The following is an 18698-nucleotide window of genomic DNA, read 5'->3' as shown; positions in this document are numbered from 1 at the left end:
TTCGGTCACGGCAGGTGGAGCGGCGTGGGCGGCGCTTTCTTGATGGTGCGGGAGACCGTGCAGAGCTGCTCGATGGCCCTCCGGACGGCCGTGTCGAGTGCCGCGCGTTGGTCCTCGGTGAGGGTCGAGACGTCGTACTCCAGGGTGACCGGGATGGCGTCGAGGTCGTGCGCGCCTGCCGGGCGGACGTCGTCGGCGCGGGCGGTGAGCCCTTCGCCGACGCGGCGGGTGATCAGCGTTTCGGCCGTGACGATCGCGCACCCGGCGGTGGCGGCGAGCAACAACTCCACGGGGCTGAAGGAGCCTTCCGCGCCCTTGCGCCCGATGCGCACCGACGCGCCCCGGTCGTTCTCGGCGACGAACTCGTGGACACCGACCCGGCGGACTTCGATGTTCGACACGCCGTCGACGTTAGCCGAGAAGAGGGGCCGAGCCGCCATAATGTGCCCCACACCCCTCCGGGCTCCCGCCAGGCCGTGCCCCCTGCCGGGTGGCGTTCGCAGCACTACTAGGGGATATGAGGCCGGTACTCGTACGTAACCGACCCCCGGCCTCCTCGGTGAGATATCGAACCCGCGCGAACCACCCCGCCCCTCACCCCTCACCCGTCCCCGCACCGCCGACTTGCCCTCCACAGGCTCCCAACGGCCTGCCGGGCTTCCCGCCTCGAAGCCCTCGTCGCTCAAGCAGGTAGCCGGCCGGCGCCGGATGGCGGTGGGGGTGGCGGTAGAGGCCCTGCCGGTCGGCACCGGTCGGCCGCGTGCCAGGCCCGGCAAGGGCTTACGGCTGCTGCGGGAACCCACGCGCTGGAACAGATGCGACAGGGCGAGGCGTGCCTGGCGGATCGGGCGAGGAGCCGCGGGTGGCGGCCGGCAAGCGCCGAGCCGGTGTGCGTGCTGGCGGCTCCGGTTGCGAATCGAGGACCGCGGTCTGGGCGGCTGGTCTGGGGAGAATCCGGCACGGCGGGTCTGGGGAAGGCCATGCCTGGCGGATCAGGGGCAAGAAGCCGGGCTTGGCGGATCAGGGATAGCAAGCCGGGCGCGGCGAGGCGGGAGTCGGCGGCTGGCGGGTCGGGTGAACCCGGGCTGCGCGCGCCAGGGCGGGTTGCGCGGTAGGCGGCGGCGCGGCGGGCCGAGGATGCGCCAGGCGTGGGTATGCGCCGAGCGGCGTGCACGGCAGGTGGCGGGTCGAGACCGGCCATGGGGTGGGGCGCGGCGGCGGAGGGGCGGAGGTTGGGACGCCGCCGGGCGAGTGGCGCGGGTGGGCGGCGTCGGGGCGGATGAGGTGGGCGGGACGGTGGGAGGCGGTGGGAGCGGGGATGAGCCAGTGGGAGGGAAGTGAGCGGCGGGGGCGGGAAGGAGCCGGCGGGGTAGGTAGAGGGAGCCGGCGGGGAAGTCGAGGGAGGGAGCGGAGGGTCGGGGGCGGAGGGTTAACTGTCGTCGCTGGTCAGGCGGATCACTGGGTCGTCTACGGTGTACTTCTCGCCCTGGCGGGCGAGTTCGGTGGGGCCTGTGAAGCGGCTCTGGGCTTCGGCCAGCACGGCTTCCGGAGCGGTCCACGGGGCTACGTGGGTGAGGATCAGGCGGGCGGCCCCGGCGGCCGTCGCCAGTTCACCCGCTTGCACGCCCGACAGGTGGGTGCCGGGTGGCCGGTTGTCGGCGTGCGTCCACGTCGCCTCGGACAGCAGGACGTCCGCCCCGTCAGCGAGCCCGTGCAACGCATCGCACGGCCCGCTGTCCCCGGTGAAGGCGAGCACCGCGTTCTCCGTCGCGATGCGGAACCCGTACGCCTCGCAAGGGTGGTCGACGCGCGCCGCGGTGATGTGGAACGGGCCCACGCGGAACGGTTCGGGGGTCAGGGAACGGAAGTCGAAGACGTCCGTCAGGTCGGCGGTCCGCAGCTCGTCGGCGCTTTCGGCGTACGCGCGGGCGAATCGGCGCGGCGCCTCGGACGGGCCGTGCACCGGTAGGCGGCGTTTGGTCGTGTCGTGCGGCGGATGGGTGTGGTACCGGCGCATCACGGCGAGGGTGGTGAAATCCGCGCAGTGGTCGGGGTGCAGGTGCGAGAAAAGCAACGCGTCCAGCGAGAACGGGTCGCAGTGCGCTTGCAGTGACGCCAGCACACCGTTGCCCAGTTCCAACCCGATCCGGTAGCCGTCCGCCTCGACGAGGTAGCCGGATGCGGGGCTCTGCGGCCCCGGCAGGCTGCCCGAGCAGCCGAGGATGGTCAACAGCACCGTTGGAGAGTGCCAAATCATTCGTGGGGGTGGAAAGACGCGTTTTCCAGCCTGGGCAGGAATCTGCGGGCCAACCGGGCGAACGGTTCGACCGGACCGGTGCACGAGAACCGCAGGTCGGGGTCGCCGGCGCGGAACTCGTCGCGTTCGGTGAGCAGGCGCACGACGTCCTTCACGGTCTCCTCCGCGCTGGAGACCAACGTCACCCCGTCGCCCATCACGATCTGGAGCACGCCGGTCAGCAGCGGGTAGTGGGTGCAGCCGAGCACCAACGTGTCGACTTCCGCGCGCTGCAACGGTTCCAGGTACGCCTGGGCGAGGCCGAGCACCTGGCGGCCGGAGGTGGTGCCGCGCTCCACGAAGTCGACGAACCGGGGGCACGCCGCGGCGGTGACGTGGATGTCGCGGGCAGCGGCGAAGGCGTCCTGGTAGGCGCCGGAGGTGATGGTGCCCTGGGTGCCGATGACGCCGACGCGCCCGCTGCGGGTGGTGGCGACGGCCCGCCGCACGGCGGGCAGCACGACCTCCACAACAGGCACGTCGTAACGCTCACGGGCATCGCGCAGGCACGCGGAGGACGCCGTGTTGCACGCGATCACCAGCATCTTCACCCCGTCCTCGACCAACCGGTCGAGGTGTTCGAGGGCGTGCTTGCGCACTTGCGCGATGGGCAGCGGCCCGTAGGGCGCGTTGGCGGTGTCGCCGACGTAGCGGATGCTCTCCTCCGGCAACTGGTCCATGATCGCGCGGGCGACGGTCAGGCCGCCGACGCCGGAGTCGAAGACGCCGATCGGCGCGTCGGCGGTGGTCACGCGGCGGCCCGCCGGTTGTCGCGTGCGACGCCCCACGCGGCGAGCACGCCGCCGAGCGCGCCGAACAGGTGGCTCTCCCACGAGATGCCGGGCTGCCCCGGCAGCACGCCCCACAGCGCCGCCCCGTAGAGGGCGAACACGACGACGGCGACGGCGATCTGCGCGACGGACCGGGTGAACAGCCCGCGCAGCAGCAGGAACACCAGGTACCCGAACACGAGGCCGGACGCGCCGATGTGGCTGGCGGTGGACCCGATCACCCACACGCCGAGCCCGCCGGTCAGCCAGATGACGGCGGTGACCTGGAGGAACTGCTTGATCCCGCCGGAGTTGGCGAGGAAGCCGAGCAGGAGCAGCGGCACGGCGTTGCTGGTCACGTGCGCCCAGCCGCCGTGCAGCAGGGGCGCCCACAGGATGTTGTCCCACTCGGTGAAGTCGCGCGGGATGACGCCTTCGCGGTCGAGCGCCCCGCCGAGCGCGGTGTCGATGCCCTCGATCACGTACAGCAGCGCCACGAAGCCGCCGACCACGAGGGCCGACAGCACCGGGTTCGGCGGTATGACGCGCTTGGCCGGCGACCGCGGCACCGGCGCGGGTGACACAACCGTGGGGTCCACGTGTTCAGGCTACGTGCGAACCGGGTCTCGGATGACGGTCGTTCGGGGCATGACCGCTCCGTAACCGCATGATCACCCCATATGGGGATTACTCCTCGTTCGGGCGAGTTGGCGGACAACGCTGCGGCGGGCTCGCCGCGCCCCTGGTGATCAGCGCCTACGCTGTCGCCCCGTGTCGATCGAAGTGGCTGTGCGCGGAGACGCCGAACTGGCCGGGGACCCCACGTGGGATCACGGTAGTGGGACCCTCGTTTGGGTGGACGTCTTGCGCAGCGAGGTCCACCGGTTCGCGCCGGACCGGTCGGAGGACGCCGTGCTGGCGGTGCCGCAGCACGTGGGCGCGGCGAAGCCCCGCTCCCGGGGCGGCCTGGTGCTGAACCTGCGTGACGGCGTGGCGCTGGTGGACCGCGACGGCGCGAAGACGTGGCTCGTCTACTGGGCGCGCGACGGGGTGCGCGGCGGCGGCGCGGCCGTCGACCCGGCGGGACGGCTGTGGGCGGGCACCACGCGTTACGACGAGGGCCCGGGCGGCTGGCTGGCGCGCGTCGAGCCGAACGGCGACGCGAAGGTCGTGCTGGCCGACGTCGCGGTGAGCGGCGGCGTCGGGTGGAGCCCGGACGGGACCCGCGCGTACTACGTCGACTCGGCGACCGGCCGGGTCGACGTGCTGGACTACGACCGCGATTCGGGCGAGGCGACGAACCGCCGCGTGCTGGCCGAGGTGGACCGGGGCCTGCCGGGCGGGTTGTGCGTGGACTCGGCGGGCGCGGTGTGGGTGGCGTTGCGGGGCGGGTCGGCGGTGCGCCGCTACACGCCGGACGGCCGGGTGGACGTGGACCTGGAGCTGCCGGTGGAGGAGCCGACGGCGTGCGTGTTCGGCGGCGCGGACTTCACCGACCTCTACGTGACGGCGACCGGCGGAAGCGCGGTGCTGGTCGCGCCGGGCGCCGGCGAGGGGTTGCCGTCGACCGCGTTCGCGGGCTGACCGCTCACACGACGTAGACCGCGCCGGGTTCGGCGAGCGTGACGGTGCCGGCGTAGTCCTCGGCGGCGTCGGCCAGCACGCCGTCCCGGTCCGACCAGGGCAGGACGTGGGTGAGCACGAGCCGGTCGACGCCCGCCTCGGTGGCGACGACGCTGGTCTCCCGGCCGCTCATGTGCAGGTAGTTGGCGCGCCCGGCCTGTTCCCGCCACGCCGCGTCGGCGAGCAGCAGGTCCGCGCCGCGGGCCAGGTCCACCAGTTCGGGGCACGGCACGGTGTCGCCGGTGAACACCAGCGACGTCCCGTCGTGGGTGATGCGGAACGCGTACGCCTCGCAGATGTGCCGCATGGGCGCGACCTCGATCGACACCGGCCCCACGGTGAACCGCCCGGCACGCAGCGGCACGAAGTCGAACGTGTCCTCCAGCCGCAGGGTCGCCAGCTCCTCCTCGGACGCGGCGTGGGCGGCGGCGAGGCGGCTCGGCGCGTGGGCCGGCGCGAACACCGGCAGCCTGCGGTGCGCCGCGGGCCGGTCGGGGTGCTCGCGGAGGTAGGTGGTGAGGGAGCTGAAGTCACCGCAGTGGTCGAGGTGCAGGTGCGACAGCAGCACGGCGTCGAGCCGGAACGGGTCGCAGCACCGCTGGAGCGCGCCGAACACGCCGCCGCCGAGTTCCACCGCGATCCGGACGCCGCCCGCTTCCAGCAGGTAACCCGAGGTGGGCAGGTCCGGACCGGGTGCGCTACCCGAGCACCCGAGCACCGTCAATTGCATGTCCGGCACGATAGCAGTCGTCGTCCGTGAATTGCCGAAAACGCTCGCGGGCCACTCGGCAATGACTTCGCGGGATTTTCACTCGAATGCCTCAGCGGACCACTCGGCGGGCGGTGACTGCGGTTCACCGAAGTCCCGTCGGAAGCGAATTCCGCGGTTTACCGGGCGGACCCGGGTCCGAATGGCGGACCGGCCATTTCAGACGACCCGGACCGTTGTCCGGCACCCCGCGGGCGGTCGATAGTGGTGGCGGTCGCCGCGTCCACTTCCGGGGAGCGAAGATGCTGTTGAGAACTCTGCTCGTGGTCGCCCTGCTGGCGCTCGCGCCGGTGGTTCCGGCGAATGCCGCCGAGCCGGTGGACCCGGCGAATGCCGCGCGGGGCTGCACGGGTTATGTGGCGCTGACCTACGACGACGGACCACGCGGGGCCGACTACACCCGGCCGCTGCTGGCCGCGCTGCGGGCGGCGGGCGCGCGGGCCACGTTCTTCGACGTGGGCGCCCGCGCGTGGGAGGAGCCGGAGCTGGTGCGCGCCACGGCGCGGGAACGCCACTGGATCGCCAACCACTCGTGGTCGCACCCGTACCTGACCAAACTGTCCGCCTCCGAGGTGGCGAAGGAGATCGCGAGCACGCAGGACGTGCTGCGGCGGATCACCGGGCACGTGCCGACGTTGTTCCGGCCGCCGTACGGGGACACCAACGCCACCGTCGAGGCGCAGGCCCGCGCGTTGGGCCTGGAGCACGTGCTGTGGACGGTGGACACGCTGGACTGGTCCGGCAAGTCGACCGAGGAGATCGTGCGGTCCGCCACCGGCGCGGAGGCGGGCGATGTCGTGCTGATGCACGACGGCTACCCGGCGACGGTGGCGGCGGTGCCGCTGATCGTCCGCGGCCTGAAGGACAAGGGCCTGTGCCCCGGCCGGATCCTGAACGGCCGGGCGATCGCGCCCTGACGCCCTGAGCGGCGACGGGGAGCCCGGCCCGCCGGGCTCCCCGACATCACGCCCAGAGGTGCCCGTCGAGCCGTTCCGCGGCCTCGTCCAGGGTGCCCGAGTAGGCGCCGGTGGACAGGTACTTCCAGCCCGCGTCGGCGACGACGAACGCCACGTCGGCCCGCTCGCCGTGGGCCGCCGCCTTCTCCGCCACGGCCAGCGCCGCGTGCAGGATGGCGCCGGTGGAGATGCCCGCGAAGATGCCCTCGGTCTCCAGCAGCTGCCGGGTGCGGCGCAGCGCGTCGTACGAGCCGACCGAGTAGCGGCCGGTCAGCACTTCCGCGTCGTACAGCTCGGGCACGAAGCCCTCGTCCAGGTTGCGCAGGCCGTAGACCAGCTCGCCGTACCGCGGCTCGGCGGCCACCACCTGCACGTCCGGCTTCTGCTCGCGCAGGTAGCGGCCGACGCCGACCAGGGTGCCGGTGGTGCCCAGGCCCGCCACGAAGTGCGTGATGGTGGGCAGGTCCTTGAGGATCTCCGGCCCGGTGCCGTGGTAGTGCGCGCCGGCGTTGGCCGGGTTGCCGTACTGGTAGAGCATGACCCAGTCCGGGTTCTGCGCGGCGAGTTCCTTGGCGCGCGCGACGGCCTGGTTGGAGCCGCCCGCGGCGGGCGAGAACACGATCCGCGCGCCGTACGCCTGGAGCAGCTGCTTGCGCTCGGCCGAGGTGTTCTCCGGCATCACGCAGACCAGCCCGTAGCCCTTCAGCTTGGCCGCCATGGCGAGCGCGATGCCGGTGTTGCCGGAGGTGGGCTCCAGGATGGTGCAGCCGGGCCACAGCTGCCCGGACCGCTCCGCCTCCTCGATCATGGCCAGCACGGGCCGGTCCTTGATCGAGCCGGTCGGGTTGCGGTCCTCCAGCTTCGCCCACAGGCGGACGTCGGCCGACGGCGACAGCCGCGGCAGGCCGACCAGGGGCGTGCCGCCGACCGCGTCCAGCAGCGACTCGTAGCGAGCCACGTCAGCCGCCCGCGACGGCCGGGAGGATCGTGACCGTGTCGCCGTCCTTGACCGCCGCGTCGAGACCGCCCGAGAAGCGGACGTCCTCGTCGTTGACGTAGATGTTGACGAAGCGGTGCAGCGAGCCCTCCTTGACCAGGCGCGCCTTCAGGCCGCCGTGGTTGGCCTCCAGGTCGTCGATGACCTTCGCGAGGGTGTCACCCGCCGCCTCGACGGACTTCTGCCCGCCGGTGTGGGTGCGCAGGATGGTGGGGATGGAGACGGTGACGGCCATGCTGGAACCTCCGAGAGGAGCCGGGTTTCGGGAGATGGAGCGGACGGCTGCGCGTCAGCGACGGTCGGGCGTGTCGTCGGCGCCCGTGTGCGAGAACATGTAGGACTCGACGACCTCGACCGGTTCTTCGGTCACCACGCCGTCGACGATCCGGTAGGAGCGCACCTCGTCCCGCTCCGGATCACGGGTCGAGACCAGGACGTAGTGCGCGTCGGGTTCGCTCGCGAGCGAGACGTCCGTGCGCGAGGGGTACGCCTCGGTGGCGGTGTGCGAGTGGTAGACGACCACGGGCACCTCGTCGTTGCGGTCCATCTCGCGCCAGACGCGCAACTGCTCCGCGGAGTCGAACCGGTAGAAGGTCGGCGAGCGCTCGGCGTTGTCCATCGCGACGAACCGCTCGGGGCGGTCGGAGCCCTCGGGGCCCGCGATGATCCCGCACGCCTCGTCCGGGTGGTCGCGACGGGCGTGCGCCACCATCGCGTCGACGAGTTCACGGCGAATCACCAGCACGTCCCCATCCTACGTGGTGGCGGAAGTCGTCCCGGTGTGTGAGAACCCGCACGTGACCCCGCCCGGTGCGCCCGTGAGCCGGGAAACGGCCGGTCGACGGGGGTGTCAGGGCGCGAGCGGCGGCTGCGGGCCGCCGAACGGACCGCCGCCCGCGTGCCGCGCGACGACGTCGGCCGCCCACGTGCACAGGTCGTCGAGCGGCACGCCGGTCGGGACGCCGGTGGCGACGGCGAACACCGCGGCGGGCAGGTGCACGCCCGCACGCACCAGGCCGTCGTGGGCGGACACCGCGACCCGGCGGCACGCGGCCTTGTCCAGCGCGGCGTCCACCACGACCAGCGCCGCGGCCGTGTCGCCGACCAGCACCACGGCCTCCGGCACCGCGGGCCCGGCCGCCACGCACGCCGCGCGACCCCGGTCCACCGGGTCCGCGCCGACCGCCGCGGCGGGCACGATGGGCACCACCTCGTGCGGCCGGTCGCCCACCCGGAAACCGCGGTGGTGCTCGGCGAGCCACCCCACGACACCGCGCGCCGACGCGGGCCCGTCCGCCAGCACGACCGCGTGCACGCGGTCGACCAGCGCGGACGGGTCCAGCAGGTCGAGTTCACGGGTGCCCCACGGCGCGCCGCGGACGTCCACGCCCGCGACCGCGCCGTCCGGCGCGAGCAGCACGGACACACCCGGCGCCGTGCCGAACAGCATCAGCCGACGACCGCCTCGACCAGCGTCTCCTGCACCCACGTGAGCCAGTGGTAGACGCCCAGGTGCGGCGAGCGCGGGTCGTCCGGCGGCAGCTCGTCCGGCATGTCCTCCTGCACGTCCAGCGCCGTGCCGAGGGCCAACCGGACGTCGTTGAGCGCGGACAGCCACGACTCGGCCTGCTCCGGGGCCAGCCGCACCTCACCGCCGTCGGGCGGGCACGTCGCCAGCACCACCGCCGCCGCACCGGTCTTCCGGTCCAGCAGCTCCGGTTCGTGCAGGGAGCGCAGCGCGTTCGCCGAGTCGACCTCGGCCGGGTCCGGCGCGTCCGGGTCCAGCCGGTGGAAGTCGGGCAGCAGGCGACCCAGGATCGGGTCGTCCGGCGGCGTGGCCGGTCCGGTGCGGATGCCGGTCAACGCCGCCAGCTCGTCCTGCGGCGCCTCTTCGGCGCGGGCGAGGAGCATGTCCTGGATCTGGCTGACCAGGCCGCGCACCACCGCGGCCTCCTGCCGGTCGAACCGGCCCAGGACCGTGTCACCCGTGCGGGTCCACTTCTTCACGACGAACGCTGCATGGTCGCCCAGAGCCCGGCCGCGTGCAGCTTGGCCACGTCGGCCTCCACCTTGTCCTTCGACCCCGAAGACACGATCGCCCTGCCTTTGTGGTGGACGTCCAGCATCAGCTTGGTCGCGTGGTCGCGGCTGTAGCCGAACAGCTTTTGGAACACGTACGTCACGTAGGACATCAGGTTCACCGGGTCGTTCCAGACCAGCGTCTGCCACGGGCGGTCCTCGGTGCGGACCTCCGCGGGCGCCGGGTCAACCTGCGTCCGCTCATGCTCGACGGGCGTGGTCATACCGCCAATGGTGTCATGTTCCGGTCCGTGGTGGAGGCCATAGGGGCACCTCCTGCCCCGGCGGGTCGGGCCCGCCTACGCTCTGACCTCATGTCGACGTCGCTCTTCACGGACCACTACGAGTTGACGATGCTCGCCGCGGCGTTGCGCGACGGCACCGCCGACCGTCCGTGCGTGTTCGAGGTGTTCGCCCGCCGGCTGCCGGAAGGCAGGCGTTACGGCGTGGTCGCGGGCACCGGCCGGCTGCTGGAGGCGATCGAGCGGTTCCGCTTCGAGCCGGCGGACCTGGAGCTGCTGGAGCGCACCGGCGTGGTGGACCCGGCGACCCTGGCGTGGCTCGCGGACTACCGGTTCACCGGCGACGTCGACGGCTACCCGGAGGGCGAGCTGTACTTCCCGGGTTCGCCGATCCTGTCCGTGCGCGCCCCGTTCGGCGTGGGCGTGGTGCTGGAGACGCTGGCCCTGTCGGTGCTCAACCACGACAGCGCGATCGCGTCGGCGGCGGCGCGGATGGTGAGCGCCGCGAACGGCCGCCGGATGATCGAGATGGGTTCCCGGCGCACGCACGAGGAGGCGGCGGTCGCGGCGGCGCGGGCGGCGTTCCTGGCGGGTTTCACGGCGACGTCGAACCTGGAGGCGGCCCGCCGGCACGGCATCCCCACGGCCGGCACGTGCGCGCACGCGTTCACCCTGCTGCACGACAGCGAGGAGGAGGCGTTCCGCAGCCAGGTCGCGGCGCTGGGCGCGGGCACCACGCTGCTGGTCGACACCTACGACATCACGGCCGGGATCAAGACCGCCGTGGAGGTCGCCGGGCCGGAGCTGGGCGCGGTGCGGATCGACTCGGGCGACCTGGGCGTGCTGGCCCGGCAGGCGCGGGACCAGTTGGACGCGCTGGGCGCGCGGAACACCCGGATCGTCGTGTCCGGCGACCTGGACGAGTACGCGATCGCGGCGTTGCGCGCCGAGCCGGTGGACGCGTACGGCGTGGGCACGTCGGTGGTGACGGGTTCGGGCGCGCCGACCGCCGGGATGGTCTACAAGCTGGTCGAGGTGGCCGGGCGGCCGGTGGCCAAGCGCAGCTCGCACAAGGAGTCGCGCGGCGGCGGCAAGAGCGCGGTGCGGCGGCACAAGGACACCGGGACGGCGTTGGAGGAGGTCGTGCACCCGGTGGCGGAGACGCCGGAGCTGGGCCCGCACGACCGGGTCCTGCCGGTGCCGCTGATGCGTGGCGGCACGCGCGTGCCCGGGCTGGACGCGTTGGCGGAGAGCCGCGACCGGCTGCGGGCGGCGCTGGTGACGGTGCCGTGGGAGGGCTTGAAGCTGTCGCGCGGCGAACCCGCCATCCCGACCGTGTTCCGGTGAGCGGCACGCGCGGCTAGCGTTCGGGCAGGGCTTGGGAGGAGTGGTCGCAATGGGCAGGGCGCTGGTCGTGGTGGACGTGCAGAACGACTTCTGCGAGGGCGGGTCGCTGGCCGTCACGGGTGGTGCGGCGGTGGCGGCGGCGATCTCGGCGCACGTGGCGCGCGGCGGGTACGACCACGTGGTGGCGACCCGCGACTACCACGTCGACCCGGGTGGCCACTTCAGCGCGACACCGGACTACGTGGACTCGTGGCCGGTGCACTGCGTGGCGGGCACCGCCGGCGCGTCGTTCCACCCGGAACTGGACGTGACGGCCGTGGAGGCGGTGTTCTCCAAGGGCGCGTACGCCGCCGCCTACTCGGGTTTCGAGGGCGCGTCGCCCGCCGGCGAGGGCCTTGCCGAGTGGCTGCGGGCGCGTGGCGTGACCGAGGTGGACGTGGTGGGCATCGCCACCGACCACTGCGTGCGGGCCACCGCGGAGGACGCGGCGGAGGCCGGGTTCGCCACCAGGGTGCTGCTGGACCTCACCGCGGGCGTGGCGCCGGCGACCGTGGAGTCGGCGCTCGCCCGGCTGCGGACCGCGGGCGTGGCGCTGGCGGGCGAACCGCACGTCGGCTGACGACGCGCCGCCTCAGGGGGTCGGCGAGCACGCCGCGGCGCCGACCACCACCTCGCCGGTGATCCCGGACCGCTCGGTGAAGCGCAGGTGCGCGAGGTTCAGCGCGAGGCTGCCGTCGTTCGGCTGGGGCAGCACGGTCTCGTTGAACGTGACGCGGGCGAGGACGTCGCCGCCGGCGGTGCGCACCTCGTGCACGTGGTTGGGCGGGATGTCGTCGGGCAGGCCGGGGAACCCGGCGACGCCGTCGACCCGCCACCCGCCGCTCGTGCCTTCCCGGCGGCCCGTGCAGGTCACGTGCCACTCGCGGAACGCCAGGCGTGGCCCGCCCACCGCCACGAGGGCGGTCAGCTCGAAGTCCGAGCCGGTCGCGGTGGACGTCGTCTCCGCGCCGGACCTGGCGCACGACGAGCCGCCCTTGCCGAACCGGATGCCCGGTTCGGCGACCGCGGGCGACGACGCGGACTCCGGGCCGCCGAGCGCGCAGGGCGCCAGCGGCGGCACGACGACGCGCCGCCCGGACTGCGTGAAGTCGGCCGAGCCCGCGGACGCCGCGCCCGGCGGGTTCGCCGCCGCCGCCGGCACGCCGAGCACGCCGACCGCCAGCGCCGCGGTCACCGCCGCCGCCCCGCGCACGAGGATGTGGTTCATGGGATGCCCTCTCTCGTGGTGCTTCACCAGGAATGATTGATCGAGCGCGGTGGGTCGTCGGTGCGCCGCCGACGTTTCTCACCCCTCGGGTGGAATTCCGATACCTCTTCGGGTGCGGGTCGCGCACCGGGCGACCACGCTGATCCCAATGGGGTGATAACCGCGTTTCGCTCGACCGGTGGACTGAAGGCGCGATTACGCGCTGTGCACGAATGTGCTCGGCACGACACCTTGGCGAGCTAACCGCCCGTCTCGTCGGGTTCGGAAACGGCGAGGTGGGCGATTCTTGAGAACACGGAGCGTGTCGTCGTTCCCGCGCGCTCGGACGCCCACCCGCGTGTGGTGCCCCTGAGCTGCGGTTTTACCTCGGCTCCAGGTACACCCGATTCGCTGATGCACGGATGAACCGCCGCTGACATCCTTGGTCCGACTTTCCGGAGGAGGGGCCGATGGAACCGGTCACCAAGCCGACCGTGGACATCGCCATCCCGGTCCACAACGAGCAGCGAGCGCTACCGGGGTGCGTCGCGGCGTTGCACCAGTACCTGGAGGGGGCGTTCCCTTACGACTGGACCGTCACCGTGGTCGACAACGCCAGCACCGACCGCACCCGCGAGGTCGCCCGGGAGCTGGCCGCCACGTGGCCGCGGGTGCGGCTGCTGACCCTGGACCGGAAGGGCAAGGGCGTCGCCGTGCGCACCGCCTGGCTGCGCAGCGACGCCGACATCCTGGCGTACATGGACGTCGACCTGTCCACCGGGCTCGACGCCCTGCTGCCCCTCATCGCGCCGCTCGCCACCGGGCACTCCGACCTCGCCATCGGGTCCCGGCTCGCGCCCGGCGCGCGGACCGTGCGCGGGGTGCGGCGGGAGCTGGTGTCGCGCGGGTACAACCAGCTGCTGAAGCTGGTGCACGGCGTGCGGTTCAGCGACGCGCAGTGCGGGTTCAAGGCCGTGCGGGCGGACGTCGTCGGGCCGCTGCTGCGGGACGTCGTGGACGACGGCTGGTTCTTCGACACCGAGATGCTGCTGCTCGCCGAGCACAACGGGCTGCGGCTGCACGAGGTGCCCGTGGACTGGGTGGAGGACGCCGACAGCCGGGTCCGCGTCGCGGGCGTCGCCGCCGACAACCTGCGGGGACTGGCGCGGGTCGCCCGCGCGAAGTTCGTCGGCACGGCGAAGGTCACCGGCCTGCCCCACCGCCCGCCACCCGCGCCCGCCCACCCCGACCCGGTGGCGGCGCACCCCCGGGCCCGCGACCTGGGCGAGGTCCTGCTGCTGTCCGCGGCCACCCTGGTCGCCGCCCTCCGCCGGCAACACGCCCGCCGCCGGTGAACCGCGGGCCCGCCGACCGCCCACGCCCGCCGCGCCGCCCGGACCACCGGCCACCACGCGCAGCCCGCCCGACGTGCGGCGACCACCGCACCAGACCCCGGCCACGCCGCGCACCACCCACACCACGGCGAACCGGCCGGCCACCACGCGCAGCCCGCCCGACGTGCGGCGACCACCGCACCAGACCCCGGCCACGCCGCGCACCACCCACACCACGGCGAACCGGCCGGCGACCACGCCGGGCGGCCGTGAACCACCGGCGACCGCGCGCGACACCCGCGGGTACGAGGAGGAGACGACATGGCTGACCTGACCGCCCGCGTGACGGGGTCCCGGTTCGGCCCGCTCGCCGTGCTGGCCGCGGTCGCCGCCGTGCTCACCGGGCAGTCCCAACTGCTGTGGAGCGCGATCCCGTACTGGCTCACCGACTACGACGTCTACGTCGGCGCGGGCGACACCCTGGTCGCCGGGATGCGGCTGTACGACGCCACCTTCGTCACCGCGTTCCCCAACATGAAGTACATCTACACGCCGTTCGCGTCGCTGCTGTTCGTGCCGTTCGCGATCGTCCCGGCGACGGTGGGCAAGATCGCCTGGACGTTCCTCAGCCTGCTCGCGCTGGGCGGGGCGCTGTGGATCGCGCTGCGCCTCGCCGGCATCACGTCACGCCGCCGGCTGACCGCGCTCAGCGCCGCCGCGCTGGCCGCCGCCACCTTCCTCGCACCCGTCCAGCACAACCTGCTGCTCGGGCAGATCAACACCTTCCTCGTCCTGCTCGTGCTGGTGGACTTCGCGCCGGGCGTCCCGGAGCGCTGGCGCGGGTACGCGACCGGTGTCGCGGCGGGCATCAAGCTGACCCCGCTGATCTTCGTGCCCTACCTGCTGCTCACCGGCCGGACGCGGGCCGGGTTGCAGGCGATCGCGGGTTTCGCGGCGACGGTCGCCGTCGGGTTCCTGGTGCTGCCCGCCGACTCCACCGAATACTGGCTGCGCGGCGTGTTCTTCGACTCCAGCCGGATGGTGCAGAGCGACACGTTCGTCAACCACTCGCTGCCCGGCCTGTTCGGCCGCCTCCAGGGGACGGTGGTCGCGCCGCACTGGTCGCTGGCCGTGGCGGCGGTGGTGGGTGTCGCGGGGCTGGCGGCGGCGGTGTGGGCGAAGCGCGCCGGGCACGACGTGGTCGGCGTGCTGGTCGTCGCCTTCACGGGCCTGCTGGTCTCGCCGGTCTCGTGGATGACGCACGCCGTCTGGGTGGCGCCCGCGCTGGCGTGGCTGGCGTTCGCGAAGTGGCGCACGGCCTCCGCGTGGCCGAAGGTCGTGCTCGCGGTGGCCGTCGCCTGGTACGTGATGCCGTTCTGGAGCCTGGGCATGCGGGTCACCGGCAGCGGCGTGCCGGTCCAGCTCACGCCGTGGGGCGACCTGCTGGTGACGCTCACCGGCAACGTGGTGCCGGCCGTGGTCGCGATCGCGCTGCTGCCCCGGTGGCTGAAACACCTCCGGCCGCAAGGGGAATCCTCGCCGGCGCCCACTGCGCGGGAAGCCGGCGTGACGTCCGCGACTTTGTAGCGCACCGACAAAGACCGCGCGAGTGATCGCCGGTTAACCTCCGAGTCGAACCAACCCCTGGAGGTCCCCGTGTCCGTTATCGCCGTTCCCGGCCGCCGCGTGCTGGCCGACCTGGTCCCCGGCGCGCTGGCGCGTGACGTCGCGCTGGTCGTCGCGGGCGCCGGCCTCACCGGGCTCGCCGCGCAGATCGCCGTGCCGGTGCCGGGCAGCCCGGTCCCGCTGACCGGTCAGACGTTCGCCGCCCTGCTCGTGGGCGCGGCGCTCGGCTGGCGGCGCGGTGGCGCGTCGATGGTGCTGTACCTGATTGCCGGCATGGCCGGCGTGCCGTGGTTCCAGGGCGCTTCGTCGGGGATGCCGGCGTCGCTCGGCTACGTGGTGGGCTTCGTGTTCGCGGGCGTGGTGGTCGGGCACCTCGCGGGCCGCGGCGGCGACCGCACCCCGCTGCGCACGGCGGGCACGATGGTGCTCGGCAACCTGGTGATCTACGCGTTCGGCGTGCCGTACCTGATGGCGGTGGCGAACGTCGACCTCGGCCGGGCGCTGGCGCTGGGCGTCGTGCCGTTCCTGATCGGCGACGCGATCAAGGTCGCGCTCGCCGCGGGTCTGCTGCCGGGCGCGTGGGCGCTCGTCAACCGCAAGTGAGGCCGTGCCCCGGCCCGGTCCCCGGGCCGGGGCTGCCGGTGGGAGTTGGCCACGCCCGGCACACGCCGCCGGGTACCGTCTCCCCGTGCCGTCCACGACCGCGATCCCGAACACCAGGGCCCTGCTCGCCGTAGCCGTGGAGGCGGTGGGCGGCGCCGAGCGCGCGGGCCAGCTCGACATGGCCGAGGCCGTCGAGCGGGCCATCCGCACCGGCGAGCACCTGGCCGTGCAGGCGGGCACCGGCACCGGGAAGTCGCTGGCCTACCTGGTGCCCGCGATCCGCCACGCCGTGGTCTCCGAGTCGACGGTCGTCATCTCCACCGCCACCATCGCCCTGCAACGGCAGCTCGTCGACCGCGACCTGCCGCGCCTGGCCAAGGCGTTGCGCCGCGAGCTGGGCCGGGAACCGCGCTTCGCGATCCTCAAGGGCCGCCGCAACTACCTCTGCATGCACCGCGTCCACACCGGCGCGCCGGACGAGCCGGAGGAAGCCGGCCTGTTCGACCCGTTCGCGGTGTCCCGCATGGGCCGCGAGGTCAAGCGCATCCACGAGTGGTCGTCCGACACGGAGACCGGTGACCGCGACGAACTCGTGCCGGGCGTGACCGACCAGGTGTGGCGCCAGGTCTCGGTGACCGCCCGCGAGTGCCTCGGCGTGGCGAAGTGCCCGATCGGCGCGGACTGCTTCGCGGAGCGGGCGCGGGCCGAGGCCGGCCGCGCGGACGTGGTGGTCACCAACCACGCCATGCTCGCCGTGGACGCCCTGGAGGGCTACCAGGTGCTGCCCGACCACGACGTGGTCGTGATCGACGAGGCGCACGACCTGGTGGACCGGATCACGTCGGTGGCCACGGAGGAGTTGAGCGCGTCCCTCGTCGCCACCGCCGCGCGGCGGTGCGGGCGGCTGATCGACCAGGCGACGGCAGACCGGATGGCCGAGGCGAGCGACGGCCTGGCGATGCTGATGGAGGACGCGCCGGTCGGCCGCCTGGACGCCCTGCCGCCCGCGCTGGCGGGCGCGTTGCGAGCCGTCAAGGACGCCGCGCACGCGTGCGTCACCTCGCTCGGGCCGGAGCGCAAGGAGGACGTGGACGGCGCGACGTCCCGCAAGCTCGCGCGGTCGCTGCTGGACGAGGTGCACGACTGCGCGGCCCGCATCCTGGAGGCGTTCGACGACGACCGGGACGTGGTGTGGGTGTCCGGCGACTTCGGCGACCGCAACCGGGCGCCGTCGCTGCGCGTCGCGCCGCTCGGCGTGGGCGGGCTGCTGCGGGAACGGCTGTTCGCCAAGCGCACCACCATCCTCACCTCGGCGACCCTCACCCTCGGCGGCACGTTCGACACGCTCGCCCGGCAGTGGGGGCTGCCCGCGTCGTCGGCGGCGCGCAAGGCCGAGGGCACGGCCACCGACAAGGAGCCGCCCGCCGACCTCGGGCAGCCGCGCTGGTCGGGCCTGGACGTCGGGTCGCCGTTCGAGCACGGCAGCAGCGGCATCCTGTACGTGGCGCGGCACCTGCCGCCGCCGGGCCGCGACGGGCTGCCGCCGTCCTACCTGGACGAGCTGGAGGGCCTGGTGAACGCGGCGGGCGGGCGGACGCTGGGGCTGTTCTCGTCGATGCGGGCCGCGAAGGCCGCGGCGGAGGCGTTGCGGGGCAGGCTCGACCACCCGGTGCTGTGCCAGGGCGACGACGCCACCGGCCAGCTGGTGAAGCGGTTCGCGGAGGACCCGCGCACCTGCCTGTTCGGGACGCTGTCGCTGTGGCAGGGCGTGGACGTGCCGGGACCCGCGCTGCAACTGGTGGTGATGGACCGCATCCCGTTCCCGCGCCCGGACGACCCCCTCGCGTCGGCACGCCAGAAGGCCGTGGAGTCCAGGGGCGGCAACGGGTTCCTCACCGTGGCGGCGACCCACGCGGCGCTGCTGCTGGCGCAGGGCGCGGGCCGCCTGCTCCGCTCCATGTCGGACAAGGGCGTGGTGGCGATCCTGGACCCGCGCCTGGCCACCGCGCGTTACGGCGGTTTCCTGCGCGCCTCCCTGCCGCCGTTCTGGACGACCTACGACCCGGAGGTCGTGCGGGCCGCCCTCAAGCGCCTGGACGCGGCGAACGACTAGCCGGTGCGGGGCACCGCCACGGTCGCCGTGCCCGGGTCGACCTCCGTGTAGCCGGCGTCCCGCACGACCACGGTGTCCGGGCGGGCCAGCAGCGCGTCCCACTCCCCCGGCGTCGGCGTCCGCACCGCGCACCGGTAGTCCAGCGCCGCCCACTCCGCCAGCTCCCGGTCCGACAGCGTCGGCGCGAGCAGCATCGACGCGTGACCCACCTGCGCCGCCGCCTTGCCCGCCGTCATCTCCACCCGCGGGTTGAGCCACAGCACCCGCGCGCCCGGGGGCACCGGTCCCGGCTCGTCGGCGGGCAGCTCGCTGCCGGAGATCTGGAGCCGCGACAGCTCCTTGGGCACGTCGGACACCCGCGACGGCACGAACGCGCGCACCTCCGCGCCGCCCACCCGCACGGTCACGCCCGGCAACGCCTGCACGGCCGCCCAGTGCGCGCCGCGAGCACGCCGCGTCACCTTCCGGATGCGACCGCGCACCCACGCCACGACCTCGTCGTGCCACTCGCCGCCGGGCTCGGCACGCGGGTCCAGGCACACCGCGACGGCAGCCGCTGCGGCGGCCTCCAGCACGTCGGTGCGGCACGGCGGGTCGGCGCGCTCGATGCGCAGCACCACCGGCATCGCCCGCACCGCCGCCGGGTCCTCCTCGTCGGTCGCGTAGTGCCGGTCCACCAGCATCCGCAGGACCTCGT

Annotated in this window: 22 protein-coding genes; 9 read left to right on the top strand and 13 right to left on the bottom strand. The window is 73.7% G+C overall.

Features of this window, described 5'->3' with window-relative positions; all coding sequences use genetic code 11:
• Nucleotides 1-5: 5 nt before the first annotated feature.
• The 4 genes from KZQ38_RS26075 to KZQ38_RS26060 form a co-directional block, all read right to left on the bottom strand.
• Entirely contained in the window at nt 6-440 is a 435-nt protein-coding gene (locus KZQ38_RS26075; protein ID WP_219445397.1) for an OsmC family protein, read from the bottom strand.
• Nucleotides 441-1429: 989 nt separating this feature from the next.
• The gene (locus KZQ38_RS26070) at nt 1430-2236 is read right to left on the bottom strand and encodes an MBL fold metallo-hydrolase (RefSeq protein ID WP_219445395.1); all 807 of its coding nucleotides are present in this window, start codon (nt 2234-2236) and stop codon (nt 1430-1432) included.
• A 17-nt stretch (nt 2237-2253) separates the two neighbouring features.
• Nucleotides 2254-3048 (bottom strand): glutamate racemase, encoded by a 795-nt coding sequence (gene murI, locus KZQ38_RS26065; RefSeq protein WP_219445393.1) that lies wholly within the window; start codon nt 3046-3048, stop codon nt 2254-2256.
• Nucleotides 3045-3665, bottom strand: coding sequence for a rhomboid family intramembrane serine protease (locus KZQ38_RS26060; protein ID WP_219445391.1), 621 nt, complete (start codon nt 3663-3665; stop codon nt 3045-3047). Before KZQ38_RS26060 ends, murI begins: the two co-directional genes overlap by 4 nt.
• A gap of 172 nt (nt 3666-3837) precedes the next feature.
• Between KZQ38_RS26060 and KZQ38_RS26055 the strand changes: the two genes are divergently transcribed.
• Complete coding sequence (locus KZQ38_RS26055; RefSeq protein ID WP_219445389.1) at nt 3838-4650, top strand: SMP-30/gluconolactonase/LRE family protein; 813 nt, start codon at nt 3838-3840, stop codon at nt 4648-4650.
• A gap of 4 nt (nt 4651-4654) precedes the next feature.
• Here KZQ38_RS26055 and KZQ38_RS26050 read toward each other — a convergent pair whose 3' ends face one another.
• Nucleotides 4655-5419 carry an MBL fold metallo-hydrolase gene (locus tag KZQ38_RS26050; RefSeq protein ID WP_219445387.1) on the bottom strand — a complete coding sequence of 255 codons (765 nt, stop codon included), beginning with the start codon at nt 5417-5419 and terminating at the stop codon, nt 4655-4657.
• 281 nt (nt 5420-5700) lie between these two features.
• Between KZQ38_RS26050 and KZQ38_RS26045 the strand changes: the two genes are divergently transcribed.
• Nucleotides 5701-6375 (top strand): polysaccharide deacetylase family protein, encoded by a 675-nt coding sequence (locus KZQ38_RS26045; protein WP_219445385.1) that lies wholly within the window; start codon nt 5701-5703, stop codon nt 6373-6375.
• Between the two features lie 46 nt (nt 6376-6421).
• Here KZQ38_RS26045 and KZQ38_RS26040 read toward each other — a convergent pair whose 3' ends face one another.
• From KZQ38_RS26040 to clpS, 6 genes are all read right to left on the bottom strand, one after another.
• Nucleotides 6422-7372, bottom strand: coding sequence for a PLP-dependent cysteine synthase family protein (locus KZQ38_RS26040; RefSeq protein ID WP_219445383.1), 951 nt, complete (start codon nt 7370-7372; stop codon nt 6422-6424).
• Between the two features lies 1 nt (nt 7373).
• Nucleotides 7374-7646, bottom strand: coding sequence for a MoaD/ThiS family protein (locus KZQ38_RS26035; protein ID WP_219445382.1), 273 nt, complete (start codon nt 7644-7646; stop codon nt 7374-7376).
• A 54-nt stretch (nt 7647-7700) separates the two neighbouring features.
• On the bottom strand, nt 7701-8156 hold the full coding sequence (locus KZQ38_RS26030; RefSeq protein ID WP_308258595.1) for a M67 family metallopeptidase: 456 nt from the start codon (nt 8154-8156) through the stop codon (nt 7701-7703).
• A 105-nt stretch (nt 8157-8261) separates the two neighbouring features.
• On the bottom strand, nt 8262-8861 hold the full coding sequence (locus KZQ38_RS26025) for a peptidase S58, DmpA (RefSeq protein WP_219445380.1): 600 nt from the start codon (nt 8859-8861) through the stop codon (nt 8262-8264).
• Nucleotides 8861-9418 carry a DUF2017 domain-containing protein gene (locus KZQ38_RS26020; RefSeq protein ID WP_219445378.1) on the bottom strand — a complete coding sequence of 186 codons (558 nt, stop codon included), beginning with the start codon at nt 9416-9418 and terminating at the stop codon, nt 8861-8863. Before KZQ38_RS26020 ends, KZQ38_RS26025 begins: the two co-directional genes overlap by 1 nt.
• Complete coding sequence (gene clpS / locus KZQ38_RS26015; protein WP_219445376.1) at nt 9415-9714, bottom strand: ATP-dependent Clp protease adapter ClpS; 300 nt, start codon at nt 9712-9714, stop codon at nt 9415-9417. The genes KZQ38_RS26020 and clpS overlap by 4 nt, the downstream gene beginning before the upstream one ends.
• Before the next feature lie 90 nt (nt 9715-9804).
• Between clpS and KZQ38_RS26010 the strand changes: the two genes are divergently transcribed.
• Together KZQ38_RS26010 and KZQ38_RS26005 are read left to right on the top strand one after the other, a co-directional pair.
• Entirely contained in the window at nt 9805-11079 is a 1275-nt protein-coding gene (locus KZQ38_RS26010; RefSeq protein WP_219445374.1) for a nicotinate phosphoribosyltransferase, read from the top strand.
• Nucleotides 11080-11128: 49 nt separating this feature from the next.
• On the top strand, nt 11129-11698 hold the full coding sequence (locus KZQ38_RS26005; protein ID WP_219445372.1) for an isochorismatase family protein: 570 nt from the start codon (nt 11129-11131) through the stop codon (nt 11696-11698).
• A gap of 12 nt (nt 11699-11710) precedes the next feature.
• On the opposite strand, the gene KZQ38_RS26000 is transcribed toward KZQ38_RS26005, so the two are convergent.
• On the bottom strand, nt 11711-12346 hold the full coding sequence (locus KZQ38_RS26000) for a hypothetical protein (RefSeq protein ID WP_219445370.1): 636 nt from the start codon (nt 12344-12346) through the stop codon (nt 11711-11713).
• A gap of 449 nt (nt 12347-12795) precedes the next feature.
• On the opposite strand from KZQ38_RS26000, the gene KZQ38_RS25995 reads away from it, so the two are divergent.
• From KZQ38_RS25995 to KZQ38_RS25975, 5 genes are all read left to right on the top strand, one after another.
• Nucleotides 12796-13680, top strand: a complete 885-nt coding sequence (locus KZQ38_RS25995) for a dolichyl-phosphate beta-glucosyltransferase (RefSeq protein WP_219445368.1) — start codon at nt 12796-12798, stop codon at nt 13678-13680.
• Nucleotides 13681-13753: 73 nt separating this feature from the next.
• Nucleotides 13754-13993: a hypothetical protein gene (locus KZQ38_RS25990; protein ID WP_219445367.1), complete on the top strand. Its 240-nt coding sequence runs from the start codon at nt 13754-13756 to the stop codon at nt 13991-13993.
• A complete protein-coding gene (locus tag KZQ38_RS25985; RefSeq protein ID WP_219445365.1) occupies nt 13981-15246 on the top strand; it encodes a glycosyltransferase 87 family protein in 1266 nt (421 codons plus the stop codon). The genes KZQ38_RS25990 and KZQ38_RS25985 overlap by 13 nt, the downstream gene beginning before the upstream one ends.
• A 69-nt stretch (nt 15247-15315) precedes the next feature.
• Entirely contained in the window at nt 15316-15888 is a 573-nt protein-coding gene (locus tag KZQ38_RS25980; RefSeq protein ID WP_219445363.1) for a biotin transporter BioY, read from the top strand.
• Between the two features lie 85 nt (nt 15889-15973).
• Nucleotides 15974-18001 carry an ATP-dependent DNA helicase gene (locus KZQ38_RS25975; protein WP_219445360.1) on the top strand — a complete coding sequence of 676 codons (2028 nt, stop codon included), beginning with the start codon at nt 15974-15976 and terminating at the stop codon, nt 17999-18001.
• Here the strand turns inward: KZQ38_RS25975 and KZQ38_RS25970 are convergent.
• On the bottom strand, nt 17998-18684 hold the full coding sequence (locus KZQ38_RS25970; protein WP_219445775.1) for a peptidyl-tRNA hydrolase: 687 nt from the start codon (nt 18682-18684) through the stop codon (nt 17998-18000). The genes KZQ38_RS25975 and KZQ38_RS25970 overlap by 4 nt on opposite strands.
• Nucleotides 18685-18698: the final 14 nt, after the last annotated feature.

This window comes from Saccharothrix obliqua (genome assembly GCF_019375475.1).
GTDB classification, from domain to species: domain Bacteria; phylum Actinomycetota; class Actinomycetes; order Mycobacteriales; family Pseudonocardiaceae; genus Actinosynnema; species Actinosynnema obliqua.
The sequence above is the reverse complement of the archived record's forward strand: the minus strand, read 5'-3'. Positions and strand labels throughout refer to the sequence as shown.

Excerpts from the sequence above, each read along its gene's own strand:
- KZQ38_RS26075 (WP_219445397.1), bottom strand. The coding sequence starts at position 440 with ATGGCGGCTCGGCCCCTCTTCTCGGCTAACGTCGACGGCGTGTCGAAC.
- KZQ38_RS26050 (WP_219445387.1), bottom strand. The coding sequence starts at position 5,419 with ATGCAATTGACGGTGCTCGGGTGCTCGGGTAGCGCACCCGGTCCGGAC.
- KZQ38_RS26045 (WP_219445385.1), top strand. The coding sequence starts at position 5,701 with ATGCTGTTGAGAACTCTGCTCGTGGTCGCCCTGCTGGCGCTCGCGCCG.
- KZQ38_RS26035 (WP_219445382.1), bottom strand. The coding sequence starts at position 7,646 with ATGGCCGTCACCGTCTCCATCCCCACCATCCTGCGCACCCACACCGGC.
- KZQ38_RS26025 (WP_219445380.1), bottom strand. The coding sequence starts at position 8,861 with ATGCTGTTCGGCACGGCGCCGGGTGTGTCCGTGCTGCTCGCGCCGGAC.
- clpS (WP_219445376.1), bottom strand. The coding sequence starts at position 9,714 with ATGACCACGCCCGTCGAGCATGAGCGGACGCAGGTTGACCCGGCGCCC.
- KZQ38_RS26010 (WP_219445374.1), top strand. The coding sequence starts at position 9,805 with ATGTCGACGTCGCTCTTCACGGACCACTACGAGTTGACGATGCTCGCC.
- KZQ38_RS26005 (WP_219445372.1), top strand. The coding sequence starts at position 11,129 with ATGGGCAGGGCGCTGGTCGTGGTGGACGTGCAGAACGACTTCTGCGAG.
- KZQ38_RS26000 (WP_219445370.1), bottom strand. The coding sequence starts at position 12,346 with ATGAACCACATCCTCGTGCGCGGGGCGGCGGCGGTGACCGCGGCGCTG.
- KZQ38_RS25995 (WP_219445368.1), top strand. The coding sequence starts at position 12,796 with ATGGAACCGGTCACCAAGCCGACCGTGGACATCGCCATCCCGGTCCAC.
- KZQ38_RS25985 (WP_219445365.1), top strand. The coding sequence starts at position 13,981 with ATGGCTGACCTGACCGCCCGCGTGACGGGGTCCCGGTTCGGCCCGCTC.
- KZQ38_RS25970 (WP_219445775.1), bottom strand. The coding sequence starts at position 18,684 with ATGCTGGTGGACCGGCACTACGCGACCGACGAGGAGGACCCGGCGGCG.